21 protein-coding genes are annotated in these 22,697 nt (G+C 40.6%); 6 read left to right on the plus strand and 15 right to left on the minus strand.

Features of this window, described 5'->3' with window-relative positions:
- The first annotated feature begins 92 nt into the window (after positions 1 to 92).
- On the plus strand, positions 93 to 1,448 hold the full coding sequence (gene xseA / locus ACUR5C_RS11260; protein ID WP_454465225.1) for an exodeoxyribonuclease VII large subunit: 1,356 nt from the start codon (positions 93 to 95) through the stop codon (positions 1,446 to 1,448).
- Between the two features lie 141 nt (positions 1,449 to 1,589).
- Here the strand turns inward: xseA and ACUR5C_RS11265 are convergent, their stop codons facing one another.
- The 4 genes from ACUR5C_RS11265 to pdhA form a co-directional block, all read right to left on the minus strand.
- On the minus strand, positions 1,590 to 2,462 hold the full coding sequence (locus ACUR5C_RS11265; protein ID WP_454465226.1) for a hypothetical protein: 873 nt from the start codon (positions 2,460 to 2,462) through the stop codon (positions 1,590 to 1,592).
- Between the two features lie 228 nt (positions 2,463 to 2,690).
- Positions 2,691 to 4,388 carry a 2-oxo acid dehydrogenase subunit E2 gene (locus tag ACUR5C_RS11270; RefSeq protein ID WP_454465227.1) on the minus strand — a complete coding sequence of 566 codons (1,698 nt, stop codon included), beginning with the start codon at positions 4,386 to 4,388 and terminating at the stop codon, positions 2,691 to 2,693.
- Positions 4,385 to 5,365, minus strand: coding sequence for an alpha-ketoacid dehydrogenase subunit beta (locus ACUR5C_RS11275; RefSeq protein ID WP_454465228.1), 981 nt, complete (start codon positions 5,363 to 5,365; stop codon positions 4,385 to 4,387). Before ACUR5C_RS11275 ends, ACUR5C_RS11270 begins: the two co-directional genes overlap by 4 nt.
- Positions 5,365 to 6,441, minus strand: coding sequence for a pyruvate dehydrogenase (acetyl-transferring) E1 component subunit alpha (gene pdhA / locus ACUR5C_RS11280; protein ID WP_454465229.1), 1,077 nt, complete (start codon positions 6,439 to 6,441; stop codon positions 5,365 to 5,367). Before pdhA ends, ACUR5C_RS11275 begins: the two co-directional genes overlap by 1 nt.
- A 412-nt stretch (positions 6,442 to 6,853) precedes the next feature.
- Here pdhA and pepN point away from each other — a divergent pair, with 412 nt between their 5' ends.
- Both pepN and ACUR5C_RS11290 read left to right on the plus strand, forming a co-directional pair.
- A complete protein-coding gene (gene pepN, locus ACUR5C_RS11285; RefSeq protein ID WP_454465230.1) occupies positions 6,854 to 9,463 on the plus strand; it encodes an aminopeptidase N in 2,610 nt (869 codons plus the stop codon).
- Between the two features lie 44 nt (positions 9,464 to 9,507).
- Positions 9,508 to 9,855, plus strand: a complete 348-nt coding sequence (locus ACUR5C_RS11290; RefSeq protein ID WP_454465231.1) for a hypothetical protein — start codon at positions 9,508 to 9,510, stop codon at positions 9,853 to 9,855.
- 58 nt (positions 9,856 to 9,913) lie between these two features.
- Here ACUR5C_RS11290 and ACUR5C_RS11295 read toward each other — a convergent pair whose 3' ends face one another.
- The 4 genes from ACUR5C_RS11295 to ACUR5C_RS11310 all read right to left on the minus strand — a co-directional run bounded on the left by ACUR5C_RS11295 (position 9,914) and on the right by ACUR5C_RS11310 (position 12,412).
- Entirely contained in the window at positions 9,914 to 10,087 is a 174-nt protein-coding gene (locus ACUR5C_RS11295) for a hypothetical protein (protein ID WP_454465232.1), read from the minus strand.
- Positions 10,088 to 10,276: 189 nt separating this feature from the next.
- Positions 10,277 to 10,987 (minus strand): DNA polymerase III subunit epsilon, encoded by a 711-nt coding sequence (gene dnaQ, locus ACUR5C_RS11300; RefSeq protein WP_454465233.1) that lies wholly within the window; start codon positions 10,985 to 10,987, stop codon positions 10,277 to 10,279.
- 85 nt (positions 10,988 to 11,072) lie between these two features.
- Positions 11,073 to 11,513 (minus strand): ribonuclease HI, encoded by a 441-nt coding sequence (rnhA, locus tag ACUR5C_RS11305; protein ID WP_454465234.1) that lies wholly within the window; start codon positions 11,511 to 11,513, stop codon positions 11,073 to 11,075.
- 77 nt (positions 11,514 to 11,590) lie between these two features.
- Positions 11,591 to 12,412: a methyltransferase domain-containing protein gene (locus tag ACUR5C_RS11310; RefSeq protein WP_454465235.1), complete on the minus strand. Its 822-nt coding sequence runs from the start codon at positions 12,410 to 12,412 to the stop codon at positions 11,591 to 11,593.
- A gap of 81 nt (positions 12,413 to 12,493) precedes the next feature.
- Here ACUR5C_RS11310 and gloB point away from each other — a divergent pair, with 81 nt between their 5' ends.
- Positions 12,494 to 13,297 carry a hydroxyacylglutathione hydrolase gene (gene gloB / locus ACUR5C_RS11315; protein WP_454465236.1) on the plus strand — a complete coding sequence of 268 codons (804 nt, stop codon included), beginning with the start codon at positions 12,494 to 12,496 and terminating at the stop codon, positions 13,295 to 13,297.
- Positions 13,298 to 13,390: 93 nt separating this feature from the next.
- Complete coding sequence (locus ACUR5C_RS11320; RefSeq protein ID WP_454465237.1) at positions 13,391 to 14,998, plus strand: LysM peptidoglycan-binding domain-containing protein; 1,608 nt, start codon at positions 13,391 to 13,393, stop codon at positions 14,996 to 14,998.
- 30 nt (positions 14,999 to 15,028) lie between these two features.
- On the opposite strand, the gene ACUR5C_RS11325 is transcribed toward ACUR5C_RS11320, so the two are convergent.
- From ACUR5C_RS11325 to ACUR5C_RS11345, 5 genes are all read right to left on the minus strand, one after another.
- On the minus strand, positions 15,029 to 15,985 hold the full coding sequence (locus ACUR5C_RS11325) for a bifunctional helix-turn-helix transcriptional regulator/GNAT family N-acetyltransferase (RefSeq protein WP_454465238.1): 957 nt from the start codon (positions 15,983 to 15,985) through the stop codon (positions 15,029 to 15,031).
- Between the two features lie 194 nt (positions 15,986 to 16,179).
- Positions 16,180 to 17,001 (minus strand): hypothetical protein, encoded by an 822-nt coding sequence (locus ACUR5C_RS11330; protein WP_454465239.1) that lies wholly within the window; start codon positions 16,999 to 17,001, stop codon positions 16,180 to 16,182.
- Positions 17,002 to 17,212: 211 nt separating this feature from the next.
- A complete protein-coding gene (locus tag ACUR5C_RS11335; protein ID WP_454465240.1) occupies positions 17,213 to 18,466 on the minus strand; it encodes an ABC transporter permease in 1,254 nt (417 codons plus the stop codon).
- Between the two features lies 1 nt (position 18,467).
- Entirely contained in the window at positions 18,468 to 19,265 is a 798-nt protein-coding gene (locus ACUR5C_RS11340) for an ABC transporter ATP-binding protein (RefSeq protein WP_454465241.1), read from the minus strand.
- Between the two features lie 134 nt (positions 19,266 to 19,399).
- Entirely contained in the window at positions 19,400 to 19,942 is a 543-nt protein-coding gene (locus ACUR5C_RS11345) for a hypothetical protein (RefSeq protein WP_454465242.1), read from the minus strand.
- A 346-nt stretch (positions 19,943 to 20,288) separates the two neighbouring features.
- Between ACUR5C_RS11345 and ACUR5C_RS11350 the strand changes: the two genes are divergently transcribed.
- The gene (locus tag ACUR5C_RS11350; protein ID WP_454465243.1) at positions 20,289 to 21,260 is read left to right on the plus strand and encodes a transposase; all 972 of its coding nucleotides are present in this window, start codon (positions 20,289 to 20,291) and stop codon (positions 21,258 to 21,260) included.
- Between the two features lie 226 nt (positions 21,261 to 21,486).
- Here the strand turns inward: ACUR5C_RS11350 and ACUR5C_RS11355 are convergent, their stop codons facing one another.
- Both ACUR5C_RS11355 and ACUR5C_RS11360 read right to left on the minus strand, forming a co-directional pair.
- Positions 21,487 to 21,885, minus strand: coding sequence for a DUF1761 domain-containing protein (locus ACUR5C_RS11355; RefSeq protein ID WP_454465244.1), 399 nt, complete (start codon positions 21,883 to 21,885; stop codon positions 21,487 to 21,489).
- A 165-nt stretch (positions 21,886 to 22,050) separates the two neighbouring features.
- The gene (locus ACUR5C_RS11360) at positions 22,051 to 22,593 is read right to left on the minus strand and encodes a DUF4287 domain-containing protein (protein WP_454465245.1); all 543 of its coding nucleotides are present in this window, start codon (positions 22,591 to 22,593) and stop codon (positions 22,051 to 22,053) included.
- Between the last annotated feature and the right edge of the window lie 104 nt (positions 22,594 to 22,697).

Consider the following 22,697-nt stretch of genomic DNA (forward strand, 5'->3'; position numbering starts at 1 on the left):
AGCCTTAAAATTAAGTAAAATGAGGCTTTAAGTTACCTTGCTATAGACCCTAGCGAGGACACTATCATCATTTATCAAGACAGAAGCTCCCAATGCTACAACCAATGCTAAAACCTCAACAGCCGCCGCAAAGAGTGATTCTAAGCGTATCTGAGCTAAACAAAAGTGCCAAAGCCTGCTTAGAGGCTAATTTAGGATCAGTTTGGATCAAAGGAGAAATTTCCAATTTCACCAAAGCCGCGTCTGGCCATTGGTACTTTAGCTTAAAAGATAGTCAAGCCCAAGTTCGCTGTGCAATGTTTCGTTTCAAAACGCAAGCACTGCAGTTTTCTCCACAAGAAGGTGACGAAGTTGTGGTAAAGGCCAAGGTAAGCCTTTACGAAGCAAGAGGCGACTATCAGCTTATTGCCGACTTTATGGAACCTGCAGGACTTGGCGATTTGCAGCAAAAGCTGCGGGTACTCATGCAAAAACTCAGTGAACAAGGCTATTTTGATCAAAATAGAAAAAAAGCGCTCCCCCAATACCCCAAAGCAATAGGGGTGGTTACTTCTCCAACTGGCGCAGCCATTCATGACGTATTAACCGTATTGGCCAGGCGCAGTCCAATGACGCCAGTGGTAATCTACCCTACCCTGGTACAAGGCACACAAGCAGCCGACAGCATTATTAGTCAATTACAAACTGCAATACAACGTAATGAAGTTGACGTCATCGTATTAACCCGAGGAGGAGGCTCTTTAGAAGATTTATGGAGCTTTAATGACGAAAGACTGGCGCAAGTGATCCTAAACAGTCCAATTCCCATTGTCGCGGCCATTGGCCATGAAGTAGACACAACCATTGCAGAATTAGTTGCAGACTTACGCGCAGCAACCCCATCAGCCGCGGCAGAGCTTGTTTCCATAGACGTTGAATCTTTACGCCAAAAGCTCGACCAAATTAGAAGCCAGCTAACACAATCCGTTGAGTCAATCCTTAAACAGCGTCAATACCAACTAAAACAAACCGCATTAAAAATCACTGACCCAAAGCTTGCCCTGTTAACTCAACAAAACCAATTAGAACGCCTATTAAATCAACTTGTTAAAGCCATTAAAGAAAAAATACAAGCGGAAACTAAGCACTTAGTTTACAGCTCAAAAAAGTTAGCTCAAGTTAACCCTATTAATCAACTCAACCAAGACCTTAGAAAGCTTGCTAGCATTGAAAACCGACTATTTTCCAGTATTAAAACCCAACTCAATAACAACGCTGCAGCGCTAGGAGTTGCCGTTGGCAAATTGGACACCTTAAGTCCACTTTCAACGCTGCAACGAGGTTATTCGATAGTTAAAGACAAACAGACCAGTAAAGTTATCAATCGAATTGAGCAAACTAAAGTGAATCAAACCTTAGAGGTCATGCTAAGTAATGGCAGTATTGATTGTGAAGTTAAACGCAACTAAAACTTAGCCGAGCGCTTTTTGCGAGGGATTATTGCGTTATTTTAATATTAATATTTTTTAAATTTTCGTCTAACCAAAGACAAAGCGTAGCGTTTTAAAGGTATCAATTTTTTGTTAGTTATAATGCAACAGCGAAAAAACCTAATCGAGTTTATTAAAGCTTAAATCATAACTAGTACGGTTACAATGCGCTTGATAAATTGCGGTTTTTGGAATAATCGCCTTGATATGCGAAGTTAATTGACTAACCACTTTAGGTGGAACTAAAGCACCTATATAAAAGCCTTTAATGAGCGTTTTAGGAAACTCAATCCATTGCTCCGCTAAATCGTTATCATCAATAGTAATTCGCCATTCTTTTTGGTGACGCTTAACATAATTTTGACTCAGAGCGATGCTTTTAAGGTCAAATTCTAATTCAGGAATATCGCCAGCCATATGCTGTAAGATAGCTCTTTCATCAACGGTTTTAGGTGGCAGCTTGCTATAAAGACAGGCTTCGCTCAATCGAAATACAGACGCTTCATCAACATTGAATTTAATTCCAATTGAGCGATGAGGAACGCCGCCGCGCTCCCATAAATCAAGTGCTTGGTAATTTTCAAATAAACTGACTACCCGCTTACTTTTTAAGAACTCTAACCAATCTTGGTGTTGCTGATTGGCGGTACGAAACGATTGTTCGACCATTGCTGGTAGTAGCCCAAGTAATGCATTTTTTATTTCAGACTCGTCATTAAAACGACTTTCCATGCGCCAGCGCGCAATTGCCTTTTGCAACGGATGGTTAGGTTGCCCTCTAGGTGGCGTACGCCCCGTGATTGCAGAAGTAATATACTTAACTGCCATTTCAAATAACTGGTTAACATCAAAACCGAGCTTAGACTCATGGTTTGGTAAAAAAGGATCATTCAATTCATCAAAATGCAGCAACGGCAATGCTTTCTTTTGTAAAATAGGAATGACCGACTGAATGCTAGCAAAATAGGTTAAAGTTGTGGGCAAACTACTCATCTTTATCCTTTTTTAAGTTAAATCAAGGAAATGGACTAATTAAATGACTTTTTAAGTTTAACCTGTTTTGATAATTTAGGGGAAAATTGCGAACTTTTTGCACAATTATATCTCACTACAAGATAGCAAATTTCTACTGGCTGACTTTACTAGCGATACACTAGCCTATTATAAAAACGAAAAAAGCGCCCTAAGGCGCTTTTTTTTTATCTAATCACTTAATGTAACTTAAACTGACTTTTGTAAATCTTGAATCACCGCCGCTAAAAAGCGTGCAGCTTCACCGCCAGTACAAGCCCGATGATCAAAAGTTAACGATAATGGTAGCATTTTGTGCTTAGCAATCCCCTTATCAGTTAGCTTTAACTCTTCTCTAAAACGACCAACCCCTAATATTGCTACTTGCGGTGGTGACACAACTGGCGTGCCATAACGACCGGCAATAGAACCAAAGTTAGATAGTGTAATTGTTGCACCTTGTTGATCTTCTTGCTTTAAAGAACGTGTTTCAATTTTTTGACGCAAGTCTTGCACGCGATCTCTAATTTGGTTGGCGTCTTTTTGATCGGCATCATGGATCACAGGAACATATAAGCCGTCTGGCGAGTCTACTGCAATTCCAACGTGAACATTTGGATGAACCAAACGCTCGAACTTCTCACCGTCAAACCAACAATTAAGTGCTGGTTCAATTTTTGACGCAAACACAAGAGCTCTCACATAACGAGCTAAGAAGTCTTGCTTGGGCCAACTACTAATATCTGCATCTTCCATTAAAGTAGTAGGTACGACAGTGGCGTGAGATTTTGCCATTCCCATGGCCATGGCTCTGCGTACGCCGCGCACACTTTGCGGCTCAATGCTCACTTGAACACTCGGTAAACCGCCAGTAGAAGACGCTACAGGCTTAGGAGCACGATTAGACTGCGGAGAGCTAGCGGCTTTATTCACGTCATCTTTAGTGATAGAACCTTTTTTGCCACTCGCATTACATTGTGACAGAGCAACACCTAAGCGGCGAGCCAGAGCTCTAACTGCTGGTGACGCTTTAAAATCGAGTGGATTTTCGTCTGTTGTAGCGCTTTGTTGAGGCTTTTCAGCCGCTGTTTTAACTTGACTACCCGAACCAATCAGCTTTCCATCTTGCTTCGCTTGTTTAACATCAGCTTGTGTTATTTCACCGTTTTTGCCGGTTGCGACCACTTGCGTTAAATCAACTTTCAGTTTTCGTGCTAAGGCTTTTACAATTGCATTGGCAGATTCAGCAACCACTTGGTTACCAACTTGTACCGCTCCAACAACCGTACCAGCATCACCAGAAGACTCTTGCTCTTCAGCAGCCGGTTCAACTTCTGCTTCAGCGCTTGCACCTGATTCGCCAAAAGAAACTAACACCGCGCCAACTTCAATCACGTCGCCCGCTTGACCATGTAATTTGGCTACTTTCGCGGCAAAAGGTGATGGAACTTCAACCACCGCTTTGGCGGTTTCCATTTCAACCATAGGTTGGTCAACGGCTAATACATCACCTTCGCTAACCAGCCAACGTACGATCTCTGCATCAGGTAAACCTTCACCTAAGTCCGGCAAAGTAAACACTTGCGAGGCGCTCGCTTTGGCTGTAGAAGCCGCTTTTGGCTGTTCTGTTGCTTCAGCTTTTGGTGGTGGCGCAGTAACCTCGTTACTTGATGCTTCACCATCAAACTCAACTAATACAGCGCCTACATCAATTACATCTCCAGGCTGACCATTAAGTTTAGAAATCACTCCGTCATACGGCGAAGGAACTTCAACGACGGCCTTTGCCGTTTCCATTTCAACCATGGGTTGATCTAAGCTTACTTTATCGCCTTCTTTGACTAACCAGCGAACAATCTCCGCATCTGGCAAGCCTTCCCCTAAATCGGGTAAGTTAAATGTTTTCATCGGTACTCCACAATTCGTTTTGCTTCTTCCACGATATGCTCAACTTTTGGCATATATTGCTTTTCCAATCGGTAATAGGGCATCACTGTATCATATCCAGAAACTCGACCAATGGGTGCTAATAAGTTCATAACACCTTTTTCTGCGATTTCAGCCGCAATTTCCGAACCTAACGCACCGGCTTTAGGTGCTTCTTGAACAATACACGCACGACCCGTTTTTTCTACAGATTCTAATATAGTATCAATGTCTAGTGGACTTACGGTTGCAACGTCAATTACTTCGGCACTTATTCCCTCAGCAGCTAATTTCTCAGCAGCTTGTTTGGTTTCGTGCAACATTGCCCCCCAAGAAATCAATGTGATATCGGTGCCTTCACGATCAACAAAACACATACCTAATGGATACTCTTCACCATTATCTTCAATTTCGTGCTTTTCGATTCGGTAAACTCGTTTTGGCTCTAAAAATATCACTGGATCTGGATCTCTAATAGCCGCTAACATCAATCCGTAAGCTCTAGATGGATTAGAAGGAATTACCACTTTTAACCCTGGAATATGGGCAAATATTGCTTCTGTACTTTCCGAATGATGCTCTGGCGCATGGATACCGCCACCAAATGGCGCTCTAATAACCATGGGTAAATTTATACGACCACGAGTTCTATGGCGCATTCTTGCCGCATGACAGATGATTTGATCAACTGCAGGAAAAATAAAGCCCATAAATTGAATTTCGGCAACGGGTTTTAACCCTTGCGCTGCCATACCAATAGAAACACCAGCAATCATAGACTCGGCCAATGGAGTGTCAATTACACGCTCTTTACCATACTTTTGCTGCAAGCCATCGGTCGCTCTAAACACACCGCCGTTAGCACCAACATCTTCACCTAATAAAACAACATCTTTATCAGCGCCCATTTCATAGGCCATTGCTTTATTTACCGCTTCAATTAATGTAATCGCAGCCATTATTTTGCTCCTCGTGCAATTGCTAACTCTCTTTGCGCAAGCGTTCTTTCTGGCAGTTCCGCGTACAAGCTGTCGAACATCGCTTCTGGACTATCTACCGGGGTATTGAGATAAGCATCAACAGACTGTTGAACTTGCTCTGCTAGCTCTGCTTTCATTTTTTCTTCGTCTGCTTCGCTCCAGGCTTTTTTACTTTCTAGATATTTACGTAACCGTAAAATAGGCTCTTTTTTCCAACCTTCGTCTAATTCGCCTTCTGGACGATAACGCGTCGCATCGTCAGCAGTAGTATGATCACATAAGCGCAAACTAATACACTCAATCACCGTAGGACCGCCACCATTACGTGCTTTTTCAGCCGCTTTTTCTGCTGCGTCTCTCACCGCAATAATATCGTTACCGTCAACTTGAATACAGTCTATGCCAGCAGCAATCGCTTTTTGCGCATAGGTTTCACAGTTAGTTTGAATTTCGCTAGGAACTGAAATTGCCCATTGGTTGTTATTAATAATAAAAACCACACCAAGGTTCCAAATACCCGCAACATTTAATGCTTCGTAAAAGTCGCCTTCTGATGTTCCGCCTTCACCAATTTCTGTGAAAACACAACGCTTTTCACCACGCATTTGCATTGCCTTGGCAACACCTGCGGCATGCAATAACTGGGTCGCAATTGGAACCGCGATTGGAAAGTCTTGTTTGGCATCTTGATAGTCACAGCCGCGCTCGTCACCGCCCCAATACAATAGGACTTCTTCCATGCGTACGCCATGCTGGATCATTGATGCTTGACCACGATAATAAGGAACTAGAACATCTTCTTTAGTCATTGCAGAACCAAACCCTACGCCAATGGCTTCTTGACCAGTGGCAGCTGGGTAGGTGCCCATTTTACCGGTTCTTTGCAAAGCGTAGGCTTTTTGATCTAGGACGCGAATTAAGCACATGTCTCTATAAAGAGATTTTAACGTGTCAATGTCTTGCGCAAACTCTGGTGGAACTTGCTTGCTGACAAATGTGCCACTTTCATCCATATACTGGAGGTAATTAATCTCAAACTTAGCAACGGTGGTCAAAATGACATCTCCTTTTTGGTGAACGCTAGTATTGCGATAATCGAGGTTGCAGAACTGGAACAACTGATTGCAATCATTACGTTAAGACTGAGACAAAAATCGCAACTTATTTTCAATAAAACATTGAGTTAATAGTTATCAATTTTTGGTTACTTTTGTTGGGCGGGCATAATAAGCCTTTAAACCAATTTTGTATAGCGAAATTAATGCATTTAGCTATAAATTCGTGTTTTTTGGCCGCAAATCAACACATTTAGCGGATTTTTAGACCTCTCTGGTCTAACCACAGCGGCGCCTATCATACCGTAAACTTTCTATTATTACATAGCACTGTTAAACTAGTTTTAATTTATTTTTCGACCCGTTAAGGTAGAAGTTCAGGCTGCCGTAACGTCAACTAGGATTTTAAAATATGACTAATGCCAGTCAACCGGAAGTTAAATTTCGCAAAGACTACCTTCCAAGCCAATTTCTGATTAAAAACACCCGATTGAACTTCCAATTGTTCGATAGCCATACTTTAGTTCACAGTGAGCTAAAATTCGAACTTAATCCTTTAGCTACCTCAAAATCGATTCAACCTTTAAAACTTGACGGTGTCGGATTAGAAATTATAGCGCTTTCGCTAGACGGCAAAGCCTTGTCATCCGATGATTATGACTACGACGGCAAGCACTTAACAATTACCCCACCTAGTAATCAATTTACATTAACTAGCCAAGTTAAAATCTTGCCGAATAAAAACCGCTCATTAGAAGGGCTCTACACCTCTAGCGGCAAGTTTTGCACTCAATGCGAAGCTGAGGGCTTTCGCAAGATCACTTTTTATCTTGATAAGCCAGAAATCATGTCTGAGTTTAGCGTTAGAATTGAAGCAGATCAAAATCAGTACCCCTTATTATTATCTAATGGAAATCCAGTTGACCAAGGCGAACTGGAAGGCGATCGACATTTTGTAGAATGGCACGACCCTCACCTTAAACCTTGCTACTTGTTCGCTCTTGTCGCCGGTGATTTAGACTGTTTAGAAGATACATTTACAACCATGAGCAATCGCTCAATAAAGCTGCAACTATTTGTTGACAAGGGCAAGTTAGATCAATGTCAATTTGCTATGCAGAGCTTAAAAGAGTCGATGCGCTGGGATGAGGAAAAGTACGGAAGAGAATATGATCTCGACTTGTATATGATTGTGGCGGTCAGCGACTTTAATATGGGAGCGATGGAAAACAAAGGCTTAAACATTTTTAATACCAAATATGTTTTAGCCAATAAAGCCACCGCGACCGACGATGACTTTGAAGGCGTCGAAAGAGTTATTGCCCATGAATATTTTCATAACTGGACTGGCAACCGAGTTACCTGTCGCGACTGGTTTCAATTGAGTTTAAAGGAAGGTCTAACGGTTTTTCGAGACCAGCAGTTTAGTCAAGATATGCAATCGGCCCCGGTACAACGAATCGATCAAGTTAAAATTATTCGCTCGGCGCAGTTTGCGGAAGACTCGGGTCCTATGGCCCACCCAATACGCCCAGACTCTTACATTGAAATGAATAACTTCTATACCGTCACTGTCTATAATAAAGGGGCAGAAGTTATCCGCATGATGCACACTCTACTTGGTGAGTCTGGTTTTAGAGCGGGAATGGATCTTTACTTTGAGCGTCACGATGGTCAGGCTGTTACTTGCGAAGACTTTATTAAAGCAATGGAAGATGCCAACCAACAAGACTGGAGCCAATTTAGAAACTGGTACCGTCAAGCCGGTACACCTCAGTTAAATGTTGTACTAACCCCGACTTCAGCAAATTCTTTTAAATTAAAGTTTAGTCAAACTTGCCCTGCGACTCCTGGGCAACCAGAAAAACAACCTTTTGTTATTCCGGTAAAAATTGGCTTTATAAACCAGCAAGGTCAAGCGGTCGAGTTTTCAGTTGATGACGACGAAAAACAATTAGAGAAGCTCTTAGTCGTTAATCAACAAGAACAATCATTTAATATAAACGCTGATACGGAAAACCTGATTCCGTCTATCTTAAGAGATTTTAGTGCGCCAGTTAAATTAGTTTATCAATACTCGCAACAAGATTTAGCTAAGTTATATGCATTTGATCCCAACCCATTTAATCGTTGGGATGCTGGCCAAACCTTGATGAGCCAGGTATTACTTGATAGCAGTGAACAAATTAGCGCACCCGATCTGCAAGTGATTAGCAGCGGAGTTAAATCGGTTTTAGGTGATAACAACCTGGATAACGCACTGAAAGCGCTCGCCGTTCAAACACCGGATTTAAGCAGTTTAATCAGTCGCTCTACTCAAGTTGATGCTGACAAACTATTTACCAAGCACTTACAACTAAAAACCTATTTAGCAAAGCAGTTGCAAGACCAATGGTTAACTTTGTATCGTGAGCTAGGTAACAGCACACCAGCCGATCGTTGGCTAAAAAACATGGCATTACGTAATTTAATGTTAGCTAGCCCAAGCCAATATGCCGAAGTTGCTTTAAATCAAATGCAACAGTCCAATAACATGACCGAAGAGTTGGCGGCGTATCAAGCCCTCGTGATAAATGAAAGCGCATTAAAGCAAACAGCCATTCAAGCATTCTTCGACAAATGGCAAAATGAAGATCTGGTGTTAGACAAGTGGTTTGCCGCTCAAGTGATGTTTAACCACCAATCGGTAACTCAAACTGTTAAATCGCTGCTCAAACATCCAAAATTTTCAATCGAAAACCCCAACAAGGTTAGAGCTATAATTGGAGCTTTTGTCGCTGGAAATATCCCGCAATTCCATAGTGCCACTGGGGCTGGTTACGAGTTACTCGCCGACGTTATTATTCGCTTAAACTCAATAAACCCCCAAATTGCTGCTGGCTTAAGTAAACAGTTTAATCAGTGGAAAAAATTTGACGCTAAAAGACAAGCGCTAATTCAACAACAACTAGAAAGAATAAAGCTACTGCCTAACTTATCTAACGATGTTTTCGAAGTGGTCGATAAGTCTTTGAGTTTATAATACAAAAAATATTAACCATTTAAATTATTTAGGGTAAACAACCAATGGCAATTACTAAGTGTCCAGCATGTAAGCAGCGAGTCTCTGACAAAGCAAAAACTTGCAACCATTGCAATTTTAATTTTGTTAAAGGCGAAACCGCTAGCGGAGAAACCGAAGAGCAGTTAGCGTCAAAACAAAAGCTCAAACGAATAAAACAACGTTATTCATTACAAATGCAAGCTATGAGTGGGATCATTTTATTCTTAGCCGGTATAGCAACCTGGTATTTAGTTGGCAATAACCAGCTAACGGATATTTCTCACTTTATAGAGCTCAGCGTGGCCGGTATTGGAGCTGTTTGGTATTTAGTTACCCGTATAAGGCTATTAGCTTTCAAAAAACAGCGCTAAAAACACTCTACTACAAACCTTTTACTTCCTGATATAACGCAAGTTCATCAACGGCCGATTACTGGCTCGTTGATGAAGCCGTTAAGCTAAAACTCGCTTGACTTAGGCTTTCTTTTTCATTGATAGATATCTGAGGATATTGATCATACTGGCGACAAAGCTCCCAATAGTTTTCCATGTGCTCTGGATCCCAGCTCAAAATGTTTTCATCTTTAGGCCATTGCTTTTGCATAGTTTTCACTCTCATTTAGTTAAGTATAAATGAGTCTAAGTGAAAAACATTTCAACTTAGTGAATTAACTATGGCAGAGTTCGATTGAATTGTGGCAACACTATGGCAAAGGCAAAACACTGAAACTTTTAACAAAATTATTGCTGACAAATTGAAAGCATTATTATGCAGAAAAAATAGCTGTTTCGGCTAGTTTTTCCATATAAGCTTATCGCCGCAGGTTTTTTGCATGGTTTTTAAGTAAGCCTGATGCGCCTCTAACTCTTCTTGACTCGCACTTACAACTTTAAAAGCTTGACGCTTAGCAGATAAACGACGAATACCATCTTCGTCGCGGTTCGCTGAGAGATAGTCTTGTCTTTGAGTTAAGGTTAAATCAGTCTGGCCGCCAGTCATGGCCAAATAAACTTCTGCTAAAATTTCAGAGTCTAAGAGTGCGCCATGAAGATCACGTTGGGAGTTGTCAATAAAGTAGCGTTTGCATAAAGCATCTAAACTATTTTTTTGGCCAGGGTGCATTTGACGCGCTAACACCAAAGTATCCAGTACGCTACATACGGTTTCTATTTTTTCTTTAGGAGGGTTTAATTGTTTAAATTCATGGTTAATAAAACCGATATCAAATGGCGCGTTGTGTATGACCAACTCACTCCCTTTAACAAACTCTATAAAGTCATCAGCAATATCAGCAAACAGAGGTTTGTCATGCAAAAATTCATTCGTAATTCCATGAACTTCAATAGCGCCATCATCAATCTCTCTTTGAGGGTTAATATATACATGAAAGTGGTTTCCGGTTAAACGCCGATTAACCATTTCAACGCAACCAATTTCAATAATGCGGTGACCTCTACTTGGCTCAATACCAGTTGTTTCTGTATCTAAGATTATTTGGCGCATAGTAATACTCTAAGTTACCCCATTAAATATTTTGACTAACAGCTTTTAATAAAACTAATTTTTTTAAATTAAACATCGCGCTAGATTAAACCTTTAGCATTTCATCAATACCACGATTGGCAAGGCTGTCTGCGATTTCATTTTCGGTATGGCCACTGTGTCCTTTTACCCATCTCCACTCTACTTGGTGGCGACAATTTTGTTCGTCTAACAACTGCCAAAGATCAACATTCTTAACTGTTTTTTTTGCGCTATTCTTCCAACCGCGAGATTTCCAGCCTTCCATCCACTCAGTAATGCCCTTGCGAACATATTGAGAGTCTGTTGTGAGAACGACATTACTTGGTTTTTTAAGCGCCTGTAAAGCTCTAATCGCGGCCATTAGTTCCATACGGTTATTGGTCGTGTTAGCTTCTCCACCAAACAGCTCTTTACTATGTTTACCAGCCCTTAAAAGCGCACCCCAACCGCCTGGCCCGGGATTGCCTCTGCAGGCTCCGTCAGTAAATATTTCTATTTGGCTCAAACTACTTCCCCGTCTAAATTTTTACATTCAATTGATTAAAGCGACTAAAAATTATACTGCGTTTAGTCGATAGCGGTTTAACGATGAAACTTTTCAAACCACTGCTGAACCAGTGATCGAATACTCGGTTCCGCTAAACGCGGTGAAACTAACTGCTTATTGCGACGCCAGCTAGGCCTTATGGGCGTCAGTGTTGACACTTTTTTTCTGCCGACGATTATATAGTAGCTACAAAAGCAATCACAGAATATTTGGGTAATTTTTTTTACCCAACGCGACACGCTATTGCCCTCTATTCGAGCATTGCTCACACTAATACTGACTTCTTTCTCTACTTCAAAGCCCAATAAATTAAACCAATCGCACACCCGGCTTTTACTAATATCGCGCGCGTAAGCAGTTTTATTTTGTTTCGACCGATTAGACCCATCCGCTTGACGCCAAAGCACTTCTCGCCAAAATGAAGTTCGCCATTGCTCTTGCTTAAACTGTTTTATTCTAGTGGAAATACCTAACCAGCTTAATGGATTTCGGCCAATGATAATAACAACGCCTTCAGGAATTAGAACACGTTCTACTTCACGTAAAACCTGATGTGGATACTGGCTACATTGGAGTATACTAGGAAGTACCGCTAAGTCGATGCAGTCTGAGGCGATAGGTAACTCTTCAAAGCGACATTGAACATCACTTTGTTCTGGATCTTGGCTGATTACAACTTGCTGTCTAATACTTAAGTGTTGTTGGCATAACTTTCTTGCCATTGGCTTATAAAGTAAGGCATTAAACCCAAATATTTGGCAAAGCTCTTGAGCCAATGCAGCCTCAATAAGTTCGAGACGTTTATTAGTCATTTGATCTTCATCGTCAAACGGAGCAAGCGGGTTTGCTTGAGACATAAATTAGCCTCCTGAAAACTATTACGTTAAGATAGACGTAATTAATTCAATGCACAATCAAATTTATCATAGCGCAAGGTGATGATGATATCCATTACTCCTATTCCGGCATTTAACGACAATTATTTTTGGCTAATCGCCTATCAGGGCAACGCCATTGTTGTCGACCCCGGCGACGCAGCCCCAGTTGACCAGTATTTGGAGCTCAATAACCTGACTCTGAAAGCTATTTTAATTACCCATCATCATCATGATCATACCGGCGGGATCGCAAAGTTAAAGGCTAAATACCACTGCCAAGTCTATGGCCCTAACTATCAATATGATCACACCAACCCCGCTATTCCAGAGGTTGAAAAGCATCTAGCTGAAGGAGATAGCTTCGAAATTGCCGAGTTTCCTCTACAATTTGAAGTTTTGGAAATACCAGGGCACACCCTTGATCATATTGCTTATGTTATGCGAGCCGAAAGCCTACAAAACCTCCAACTCTTTTGCGGCGATACAATTTTTTCTGGTGGCTGTGGGCGTTTATTTGAGGGCGACCCTGCGACTATGTGGCGCTCCTTACAAAAGTTATTGAATTTGCCTAACACAACTCAAATATACCCAGCGCATGAGTACACATTGGCTAACCTTGAGTTTGCCAAAACTGTTGAGCCCAATAATTCAGCACTATTAAAATATTATGAGAAGGTAAAGCAATTAAGACAGCAAAACTTACCGAGCTTACCGACACAACTTAGCTTGGAAAAAAACATTAACCCATTTTTAAGAGTCGACAATAGTGACTTTAAACAAGCGCTTAATATTGAGTCTAACCATCTATTAAATGACCCAGTGCAACTCTTTGGCAAAATTAGGCGCCAAAAAGACACATTTTGACTAAAATTTGACATGCTTCCGCAATGAAAATACCATTTGGCGATATTATTCTGGCGTCTTTGCCCACAGCAGTACTTTAAAGAGGATTTCTACTTGCAGTTAAAGTTAACTATATGCGCCTTAGTGCTCGTTTTATCGGGTTGTAAAACCTTACTCCCTACAGTTCAAAATGGCACTGATAACAACCTTTCTTTGGCAGCTACTGCACCAGTTGAACCTAAGCCGGTCGCTACAGATAGCTTTGATTTAACCCAAAACTGTGCAGCTGAACCCAATGATATCGATCCCCATGCTTTTTCCGATGTTTGGGATAGAGTCAAAGCCCAGCTGACATTTGAAGTACCCGATAAACGCCGTGTTAGAGCGCAAAAATCTTGGTATTCACGGCACCCTGAGTATATGCAGCGAGTTACGGAAAGAGCCGAACCTTACTTATTTCATATTGTTGAAGAGTTAGAAAAACACAACATGCCGTTAGAATTAGCGCTATTACCGATTGTAGAAAGCGCATTTGACCCTTTTGCATACTCTCATGGCAGGGCTTCGGGCATGTGGCAGTTTATTCCCGGAACAGGCCGAACATTTGGGTTAAAACAAAACTGGTGGTACGACGGTCGTCGTGACGTTTATATGTCGACTCAGGCTGCGATAAAATATTTAGCTTACTTAAATAAGCGCTTTGACGGCAATTGGCTACATGCTTTAGCTGCCTATAACTCAGGTGAAGGCAACGTTAGTAGAGCAATACGGCGTAATAAGAAAAAAGGCAAACCAACCGACTTTTGGTCATTAAAGCTCCCAAGAGAAACCCAAGCCTATGTGCCAAAACTATTAGCATTAGCAGAATTACTAAGTGAAAAGAATGAGAACGTGGCTTATTGGTCACCCGTTACCAACTTACCCTACTTCGACCTTGTTGATACTGAGTCTCAAATCGACATCAGTTTAGCTGCGGCACTTGCCGAGCTATCAATGAATGATTTTTATCGCTTAAATCCAGCCTTTAATCAGTGGGCAACATCACCTGAAGGCCCGCACCATATATTACTGCCGATAGAAAAAGTAAGTGTTTTTAAGCAGAACCTAAAAACTATCCCTAAAGCACAACGCATATCATTTAAATCCTATCAAATAAAACAAGGCGATAGCTTAATTAAAATTGCGCAACAGCATAATACGACCGTAGCCTTATTAAAAAGCAATAATAACATTCGCGGAAACTCGATTAGAGCAGGAAAAAAACTGCTTATTCCTGTACCTTCCAAAGCTCGCGATGAATACCATAAAAGCGCCAATCAGCGCCTTTTGGCTAAACAAAGTCGGAACAGAGCTGGCACTAAAATAAATTATATTGTTAAGTCAGGTGATTCATTTTGGGATATTTCTCGGCTTTATAAGGTTAATATGCGCAAATTAGCTGCATGGAATAATATGGCACCAACCGACCCTCTAAAAGTAGGTCAAAAGCTTGTAGTTTGGACAAAGCAGCCAACAAAATTAGCCAGCTTATCGAACTCAAAAAAGCAAACCAAAAAGATTTACTACAAAGTAAGACGCGGAGATTCATTAGCAAGAATCGCTAACAAGTTTAATGTTAGTTTAGGCTCAGTAAAAAAATGGAATCGTAAAATGGGTAATAAAAAATATTTGCAGCCTGGTGACTCACTCACCTTATATGTTGATATAACCCGCCAATATTAAGGCTTACCTCACTTCATTGAATGCGCCTGTTTAGGCGCTTTCTTTATATTCCATATAAATATCAGCGCGTGTGTAATGTGATGTGTCAAATGGACAAGGCGCTTCTACAAATCCAAGCTTTCGATATAAGTTTAATGCTGGAGTTAATTTACGGTTTGACTCTAAATATAACCCACTACAATCTGTTGCGCGATATTGCGTTATAGCTGCACGAGCAAGCTTCTCTCCAATACCTAATCCTTGATAATCATCATCAACTGACATTTTAGACAGTTCAAGCTGATTATTTTCTGCCACAATTAAAGCAGCAGTACCGATAATTTTTTCATCTAGTCGCGCCAACAATATAAACCCGCCTTTTTCAATAATGTTTTCTTTAGGCTGACTAAGGATTTCATGATCTAACGCTTCCACATAAAAGTATTTTTCAAGCCAATTTCTATTTAGGCGATAGAAGTCAGCTGCATACTGATTTTCAAAGTGAATAATTTCAACGTTTTCGCTTTTCATTTGTTTTTCTAATAACTCCACTCTTTCCCGAATTGAAAATTTCCCCATTTCTCTTTCTATTAATTGGATATTTTCAAGAATTCCATAGCCAGAGCTACTAAGTATTCGTTTTAAAACAGTGTCTAAATTTTCCCAGATTGGGGTTAATTTATCAACCAGCTCAAAGCCTTTGGGTGTAAGTGCGAGTAGGCGTTTACGCTCGTCTTCACTGTCTGAGTCATGATAAATCCAACCTTGTTGTTCGAGTTTTTTGCTAATTTGACTTATTGCTGGATGGGTTTGGCTTAGTAAAGCGGCCAACTGAGTCACTGAAAGCATTTCTTGTGACGCAAGCAGCTGGAGCATAGGGAAGTGGCGGGAGTGAAGTTGAATTCCCTTAGCTTGATAGAGTTCGTCACATTGTTTAAATAACAAATCACTCGCTCTTTTTAGGCGAGAGCCCAGTGCGAGCAACCCCATACCTTCAATGTCTTGCATAATCACATCCTTGTATCGACTGGTATCAATGGACCCAAAATACTTGAGTTCCCTCCAAGCAACAATCTCCTAAAGAGATTACCATTTAGTTTACGTAATCCATTACCTAGTTGCAAGCCAAAAATCTATCAGAGTAATTACGCTCTCAATAGAATGCGGCAACCTTCTGTTCTGAAGGCTGACGCATAGCTTTTTTATTTTTTAGGATAAGCAATTTCAATATTAGAGCCAGTGCCGTCGCTGCTAGGGGTAATCGAAATGTGGGGCGTTGTCGCTAACACTTGAAGTCCTTTGTGCGGATGAAATCCTTCGGGAAAACTTGGCATAAATAAAACATAGCCAAAGTCGTAGTTTTTAACCGCATAGTGAGGTAGTGCTTTTTTATAAAAATCACTAATTTTTTCGAGACTATCTGGCGATTTAAACATTGCCACTGGCAATGCCTGAATATCACCAATAGTTATTCCTTGAGGATAGTTAGATAACAATTGACTGTTGCTATAAATAGGCAAGGTTATTGTATGTTCTGTGCCTGCCGCCATCGCTTTTTGTTGGCTTAGACTCTGCTCAAGCATTGCCATACTTTCGGCTTGATCTTGGTCGATTTGCTCAGCTAATTCATGTGTCGACATAGTGTCATAGATATCTTCACCTTGCTCATCTTCTGCATACTGCGCTTCACATGATTGGTATTGGTTTTCACTTAAACTTAGTTTTTTCATTAAGTTTTGTTTAACACAAGAACTCAATATATCAGGATTTGAGGTGCCACTGAGCTGCTCGGGATGTTGATTAAAACAGGACTTTAACGATTTTTCTACCGCATTTAAGGTGCTTTTTTCTGAAACTTTAAAACACTTTGACATATCACTTAATTCGCCAGATTGCTTCATATCAGCCAGCACCATATCAACAACGCTATCGACCTGTTCTGAAGCCTCAACGGCAAAAAAGTAGCTAGGTAGAGTGAATAGACCAATGCCGATTATAGCGGCTCGAATTCCTGACTTATCCATTACTGTAATCTCCTTATTAGACTAATTTACAACGTGAGATTATATCGACTTTCGCTAAATAAAGTATGAACCTATTAACAATTTTTAAAGGGGCTGTATCGGTCGAGCTGATTTTGGTCAACTTCATTCACAGTATATTAAAGCGTCAAACAAGCAGCCACAAAAAAAGCGGCACCTAGGCCGCTTTTTTATACTTGCTTGAAAGTAGTTTCTAACTCCTAAAGAGAACTTGCTCGCGTTGAAACCACCAATTACACAGAGCTAACAACACACCGGCAAAAATAGTAGTAGAGGTAAATATAACCAGCATCATATTTAAATCAATAGTACCTTTAAAAATTTCTTTAATCGCTAAAGACACATTAGTAATCGGTACAGCAGCCCAAACCCAATCAAGCTTTACCCCCGGTAAAATAGCTAACAGTATCGGAAAGAACACCACCATCATAATGGGTGACATGTAATTTTGCGCTTCTTTAAAGGTACGTGCATAAATAGACACGCTTAATAATAGTGACGCAAAAATTGCTGCTACTGGAACCAACATTAAGAACATTAAAAATACATCTAAAGTAGAAATAGTTCCTAAAGCCGTCATTAAGCTAGCCACTTTTTCGCTGCCCTCGGCCCCAATAGAGCTCAGCATAAACGGGCTAAAAAAGCCGACCATAATTGCAAAACTGAGCAGGGACAGCAGCACCGATATAAACGAGGTAGAGAAAATTACTAAAAATTTTGCAAAAACCAATTGAAATCGCGGTACAGGTGTAAGCAACAAGGTTTCTAAAGTGCCGCGCTCTTTTTCACCAACCCCAAGGTCTAATGCTGGGTACATAGCGCCAGACAAAGCAATTAAAATTAAAATGTAAGGTAAAAATGCACCAAATTTTTCGCCAAATGCTTCTCGATCATCGGCGGTTGAAGACTTCACTAAATCTATCGGCTTTGAAAAAGCAAGACCTTGCTCTTCACTCAGTCCCCATTTGGAGTAGCGCTTCACTAACTCGAGATTTTTTAAGTCTTCCAAAGCATCATCAACTCGTCGATAAATTAAGCCACTGGTTGAAGCCGAGTCATTGTACTTAAACTCAATTTCCGCCGACATACTATTTGCAATCACTTGCTGGGTTTTTTCAGGGATGACAATGGCAAAGCGAATGACTTCTTCATTGATTGCCTCTTCTACGCTTTTTCCATTTTCTAACTTAACCAAGTTAAAGTTTAATGGCTTTTCATCGCCTTGTGGCTCTCTCAAAAGTGCTTGTTCTATTTGAGGATAGTTTTCGCTGCCAACAATAACAAAATCAAGCACTTCTTCATTAGCTTTATTGGCAATGTGAGCCGCTATAGCAATAAAACCTGCCATAATTAAAGGCATAACGAGAGTTGGTAATAAAATAGTAAAAATAAGCGTTTTCTTGTCTCGGGTTAACTCTAATAATTCTTTTAAATAGACTTGCAACATTTTACTGCTCTCCCTTTTCTACTAAGCTAACAAACACATCGTAGATATTGCCCGTTGGGCTTTTTGCCCTAAATTCATCTAACGTACCATTAAATTGGGTCGTACCTTCATTGATTAAAACCACTCGATCACAAAGCCGTTCGACTTCATGCAAGTGATGAGTAGAAAAAATCACAGGAACATTGCCCCCACGGTATGAGTCGATAAACTCCATAATCGTTTTTGCGGATATAACGTCTAAACCCGTTGTAGGCTCATCTAAAACGATAACTTCTGGGCGGTGAATAACAGTACGAGCAATATTAGCCCTTTGTTTCATTCCTGTTGATAGAGAATCGGCTTTTTTATCGGCGAAGCTATGAATATCGAGCAAGTCGAATATTTTTTTGGTTTCTTGCTCGAGATCGGCTTCAGACATGCCATGCAGCCTTCCGAAATATTGCACATTCTCTTTTACCGTTAATCGGTGGTATAAGCTGGTTGTTCCAGACAAAAAGCCGATTCGTTTGCGCATTGCAACAGGCTCTGCAACCACATCGTCTCCATTAATAGAAATTTCGCCATCGGTAGGCTGAAGCGCGGTAGAAAGCATTCGTAAGCTAGTTGTTTTACCCGCGCCATTAGGACCTAAAAGGCCAAGCACTTGACCTGGCTGGCAACTAAAGCTTACATCTTTAACTGCGTGAAACCAGTGGCCGTCTTCTCTTACATCTCTTTGAGTTGAGTTATTTTTACGCTTCTCTTTTAACGTTTTATTGTCAATGCGAAAGCGTTTATGAAGGTTCTTTACTTCTAACATAATCAGTCCTAATTTGTTATTGTAATCATTGAAAGTGGAACAATTTCACTGTCTAATTACTTTAGTCGACTCAAAGTGTAATTTATTACAAAAACTTTTATATTTTCGACTGAGTTATTATTTAAGCACCAATCTTAACGGCAAACGCCTACACTAAGCATACTAAATTGTGCGCCAATCAAAGTTAAACCAATTACATGATTAGCAGCTACAAATGCCTTAGCTCTGGCTTCATCATTACTTACTGAGAGTCTTGCACTTTCTTCAACTGCGGCTTTTAGTTTTGTATACTGTGGTAAAATTTTATCTAGCTGACGCTTACACTCACTTTGATCACTTGCAATCTCACTAGCAGCAATAATTCTATCGATATTGGTGATAACATTGTTTGAAGCAACATCGAATTCTTGTTTTACGGCTGAGGAGTACTTAATAGCTCGTCCGGCAGCTTTCAATGACTCATCACTATTTTGTTCGCCTAAGATCTTCCCAAACTTTGTAATCACCTCAGGACCATTTTGTTGTTGGACTTTAGCCGCAGCTTCCGTTAACTGCTTTAACGAAGCGTTTAGGTCAATAGCCAACTGCATGTTAGCCTGAGCAGGTAAACTATTGAGCCCACTAACGACTATAACAACCGCCAACAACACTAATTTTAACCATTTACTTACTGTCACTTTTTACCTTCCTAGTTTAAGTTAAGATTGCATCAAATAGAATTTGTAACACACGAAACGACGCTAAAAAATTAGATTATATCCCTGAATAGTGAATAGAACTTGAACTAACCAACAAAATCTTAAATTTTCTTTATAATCACCCCCAGTCCAATAGGCTGATGTCTAGCAGACACCAAGCGACGCATTTCCATAAACCCAACTCCCATTTACGGACAGTCACCTTACTGTCAATTTCCTACACTCCCAAGCGCCAATCTCTTAACCTTTTTATCAAGTATTGCTTATTCAAGCGTTAAATATTTTCTGCAACAATGCTCTTCTATCCAATGCTCAAGGACGAATCATGGCCATTCCCAGAAAAGACCAAATTGATCCTGAAACGCCCGGTTATTATCATTTAATCAGCCGCTGTGTAAGACGCACTTTTTTGTGTGGGTTTGATAAAGAAACCGGCATAAGCTTTGAGCACCGTCGTCTCTGGATAGAAAATCGTATTCTTGAGCTGGCTAAGGTGTTTGCCATCGAAGTCTACTCTTATGCTGTAATGAGCAACCATTATCACCTAGTGGTTTACTCTAACCCCAAAGCGCCTCAGCAGTGGTCAAATCGAGAAGTCGCTGAGCGCTGGTTACGAGCTTTTCCTGGTAAGTTAGACAAGCCACAATTTCAATTACAGCGCCAATTACGCTTGCAGGCCATTGCCAATGATGATGAGCTGCTTGCCACTTACCGCAAACGATTAGGAGATATTTCATGGTTAATGCGACGCTTAAATGAACCACTAGCTCGGCTGGCTAATTTAGAGGATGGCTGTAAAGGCCACTTTTGGGAGTCGCGCTTTACTTCACAAGCGCTGTTAGATGAGTCGGCTGCGCTTGCTTGTATGGCTTATGTTGACTTAAACCCAATAAGAGCCGGCATTGCCAAGTCGCTACCAGAAAGCGACCATACCAGTATTAAACATCGCGTTGAGTCGATGACCAGGGAAAAACTTAATCAAGCGGTTGCCGCGATAGCCGGTCAGGTAAAAGAGCGCAAGTTAAACTTTAAGCTTAAGGACTATATAACACTAGTGGAGTGGACCGGTAAAGCAATAGTCTACCCCGACAAAGCAGCACTGCCTGCGAACATTCAATCAGTACTCACACAGCTCAATATAAACCAGTCACATTGGCTGAGCCAAATACAGCATTATGGTCGAAACTATGGCCGCTTTGTGGGAGGCATTAATGCAATAAAAGCGAAGGTTGAGCAACTCGAGCAACAGTGGATTCAAGGAACTCGGCAATTAGAAAAACTGTTTAGCACTGGATAACTTCGAATCCTACTCCATTCACAAAGCAACATTTAAATCACCACACTCGTGGGTATTTTGGCTGCTTCTGTTTTGGATTTTAGAGAAAGCTCAGCGGACCTTTCAAAAATTAAACCCTTTTTTAACAAATACATGATGATTCGCATAATACTTAAACAGCTTAGTGTAGCAATTTAAAATGCGAATATTTATATGACTGTCCGATTTTTTATTCGTCTTGCAAAGACTACCAAGGCCATATACCTAATATTAGGCCAAATAGCGCGAACTGAAAGGTATGGTAGCCGCCATCAATAAAAAGCACCCTAATCGAGCGACTAGCAAACTGATAATTAACGCCATAACTACAAAAAACAAAGCCAACAACCACTTTAACGCCAAACATCATTCCGGCAATTGCGCCATTACCAACGCCAATAAATGAAAACATAAAGAAACAAGCGATAATGCTAAAGAAAAAAGCTAAGCCAAATACTTTGCCAGGATGACCAGGCTTTTCTTCGGTTAACCCCATATCAGCTAACCAAGGTTTTAGAAAAAGCCATGGCGAATACCACAAGCCTCCTAGCGCAAATGAAGCGGCCGCGGCGACTATCACCGCTATTAAGTTGGTTAGTTCAAGCATCACTTTCTCCGTTGGTGTTTTACGCCTAGACTTTACTTTGTGAAAGCCACTAAATCAAATACAACACAAATATAAACTAAGCCGAACTATCAGCTTAAAACGGCTCTGTTTATTCGGATTCAATTTTTCTTATTTATGTAGCTGTCAGAAGCTGACGTCAATAAATCAGTGAGAGTTATCGTAAGCAAGTTTAAGCCACTGCTTTACTTCTTGGTCAACATCATCAACAGTTGTTAATTGAACTCTATGAGTACACATGGCGCCAAAAGGCCCCGAAGGTCCTAGCCTGTCTTTAGCTTCAACATCTTTTAACTTTAAACCTAAATCAATTCGAGTTTTTGTGGCAGGCTTGATTAATGCAAATTGCTTTGAAGTTTTAATACTAACGCTTGCCTTTTTAGGTACTGCTACAACATCGCTTCCTAGGCTTTTAGCGTACTTTATAAGTGCATCATAAATTGGCAACAACTGCTCTTTATTTAGATACTGGCTTTTAACTAAGTCTATTTCAGGCTCATTATCTGCTTTATATAAGCTCACTATCGTATTAGCAAAGCCATGAGTAATCCCATACTCACTTTTTAAATAGTTGACCGCTTGTGAATGTTTTTCAAAGTTATTTTTACTAAGGAGAGTCTTCCACTGAGCAAGACTTTTACCTGTTTTTTCAGGCATATTTTCGATCATTGTTTGTAGCGCTTTATCCATGACATTTCCTTTGATAGTGCACCAAAAGTTATATTTAACGCTTGGTTTAGCCCAGACCTAAATTTAGTATAATTCAATTTTTACAATTAGACTCGGCTTTATAT

The sequence above is a fragment of the Aliikangiella aequoris genome (assembly GCF_053709105.1).

Bases quoted from the DNA above. Each gene is read 5' to 3' on its own strand.
- xseA (WP_454465225.1), top strand. From the start codon at position 93: ATGCTACAACCAATGCTAAAACCTCAACAGCCGCCGCAAAGAGTGATT.
- ACUR5C_RS11265 (WP_454465226.1), bottom strand. From the start codon at position 2,462: ATGAGTAGTTTGCCCACAACTTTAACCTATTTTGCTAGCATTCAGTCG.
- ACUR5C_RS11270 (WP_454465227.1), bottom strand. From the start codon at position 4,388: ATGAAAACATTTAACTTACCCGATTTAGGGGAAGGCTTGCCAGATGCG.
- ACUR5C_RS11275 (WP_454465228.1), bottom strand. From the start codon at position 5,365: ATGGCTGCGATTACATTAATTGAAGCGGTAAATAAAGCAATGGCCTAT.
- pepN (WP_454465230.1), top strand. From the start codon at position 6,854: ATGACTAATGCCAGTCAACCGGAAGTTAAATTTCGCAAAGACTACCTT.
- ACUR5C_RS11290 (WP_454465231.1), top strand. From the start codon at position 9,508: ATGGCAATTACTAAGTGTCCAGCATGTAAGCAGCGAGTCTCTGACAAA.
- ACUR5C_RS11295 (WP_454465232.1), bottom strand. From the start codon at position 10,087: ATGCAAAAGCAATGGCCTAAAGATGAAAACATTTTGAGCTGGGATCCA.
- dnaQ (WP_454465233.1), bottom strand. From the start codon at position 10,987: ATGCGCCAAATAATCTTAGATACAGAAACAACTGGTATTGAGCCAAGT.
- ACUR5C_RS11310 (WP_454465235.1), bottom strand. From the start codon at position 12,412: ATGTCTCAAGCAAACCCGCTTGCTCCGTTTGACGATGAAGATCAAATG.
- gloB (WP_454465236.1), top strand. From the start codon at position 12,494: ATGATGATATCCATTACTCCTATTCCGGCATTTAACGACAATTATTTT.
- ACUR5C_RS11325 (WP_454465238.1), bottom strand. From the start codon at position 15,985: ATGCAAGACATTGAAGGTATGGGGTTGCTCGCACTGGGCTCTCGCCTA.
- ACUR5C_RS11330 (WP_454465239.1), bottom strand. From the start codon at position 17,001: ATGGATAAGTCAGGAATTCGAGCCGCTATAATCGGCATTGGTCTATTC.
- ACUR5C_RS11335 (WP_454465240.1), bottom strand. From the start codon at position 18,466: ATGTTGCAAGTCTATTTAAAAGAATTATTAGAGTTAACCCGAGACAAG.
- ACUR5C_RS11340 (WP_454465241.1), bottom strand. From the start codon at position 19,265: ATGTTAGAAGTAAAGAACCTTCATAAACGCTTTCGCATTGACAATAAA.
- ACUR5C_RS11350 (WP_454465243.1), top strand. From the start codon at position 20,289: ATGGCCATTCCCAGAAAAGACCAAATTGATCCTGAAACGCCCGGTTAT.
- ACUR5C_RS11355 (WP_454465244.1), bottom strand. From the start codon at position 21,885: ATGCTTGAACTAACCAACTTAATAGCGGTGATAGTCGCCGCGGCCGCT.
- ACUR5C_RS11360 (WP_454465245.1), bottom strand. From the start codon at position 22,593: ATGGATAAAGCGCTACAAACAATGATCGAAAATATGCCTGAAAAAACA.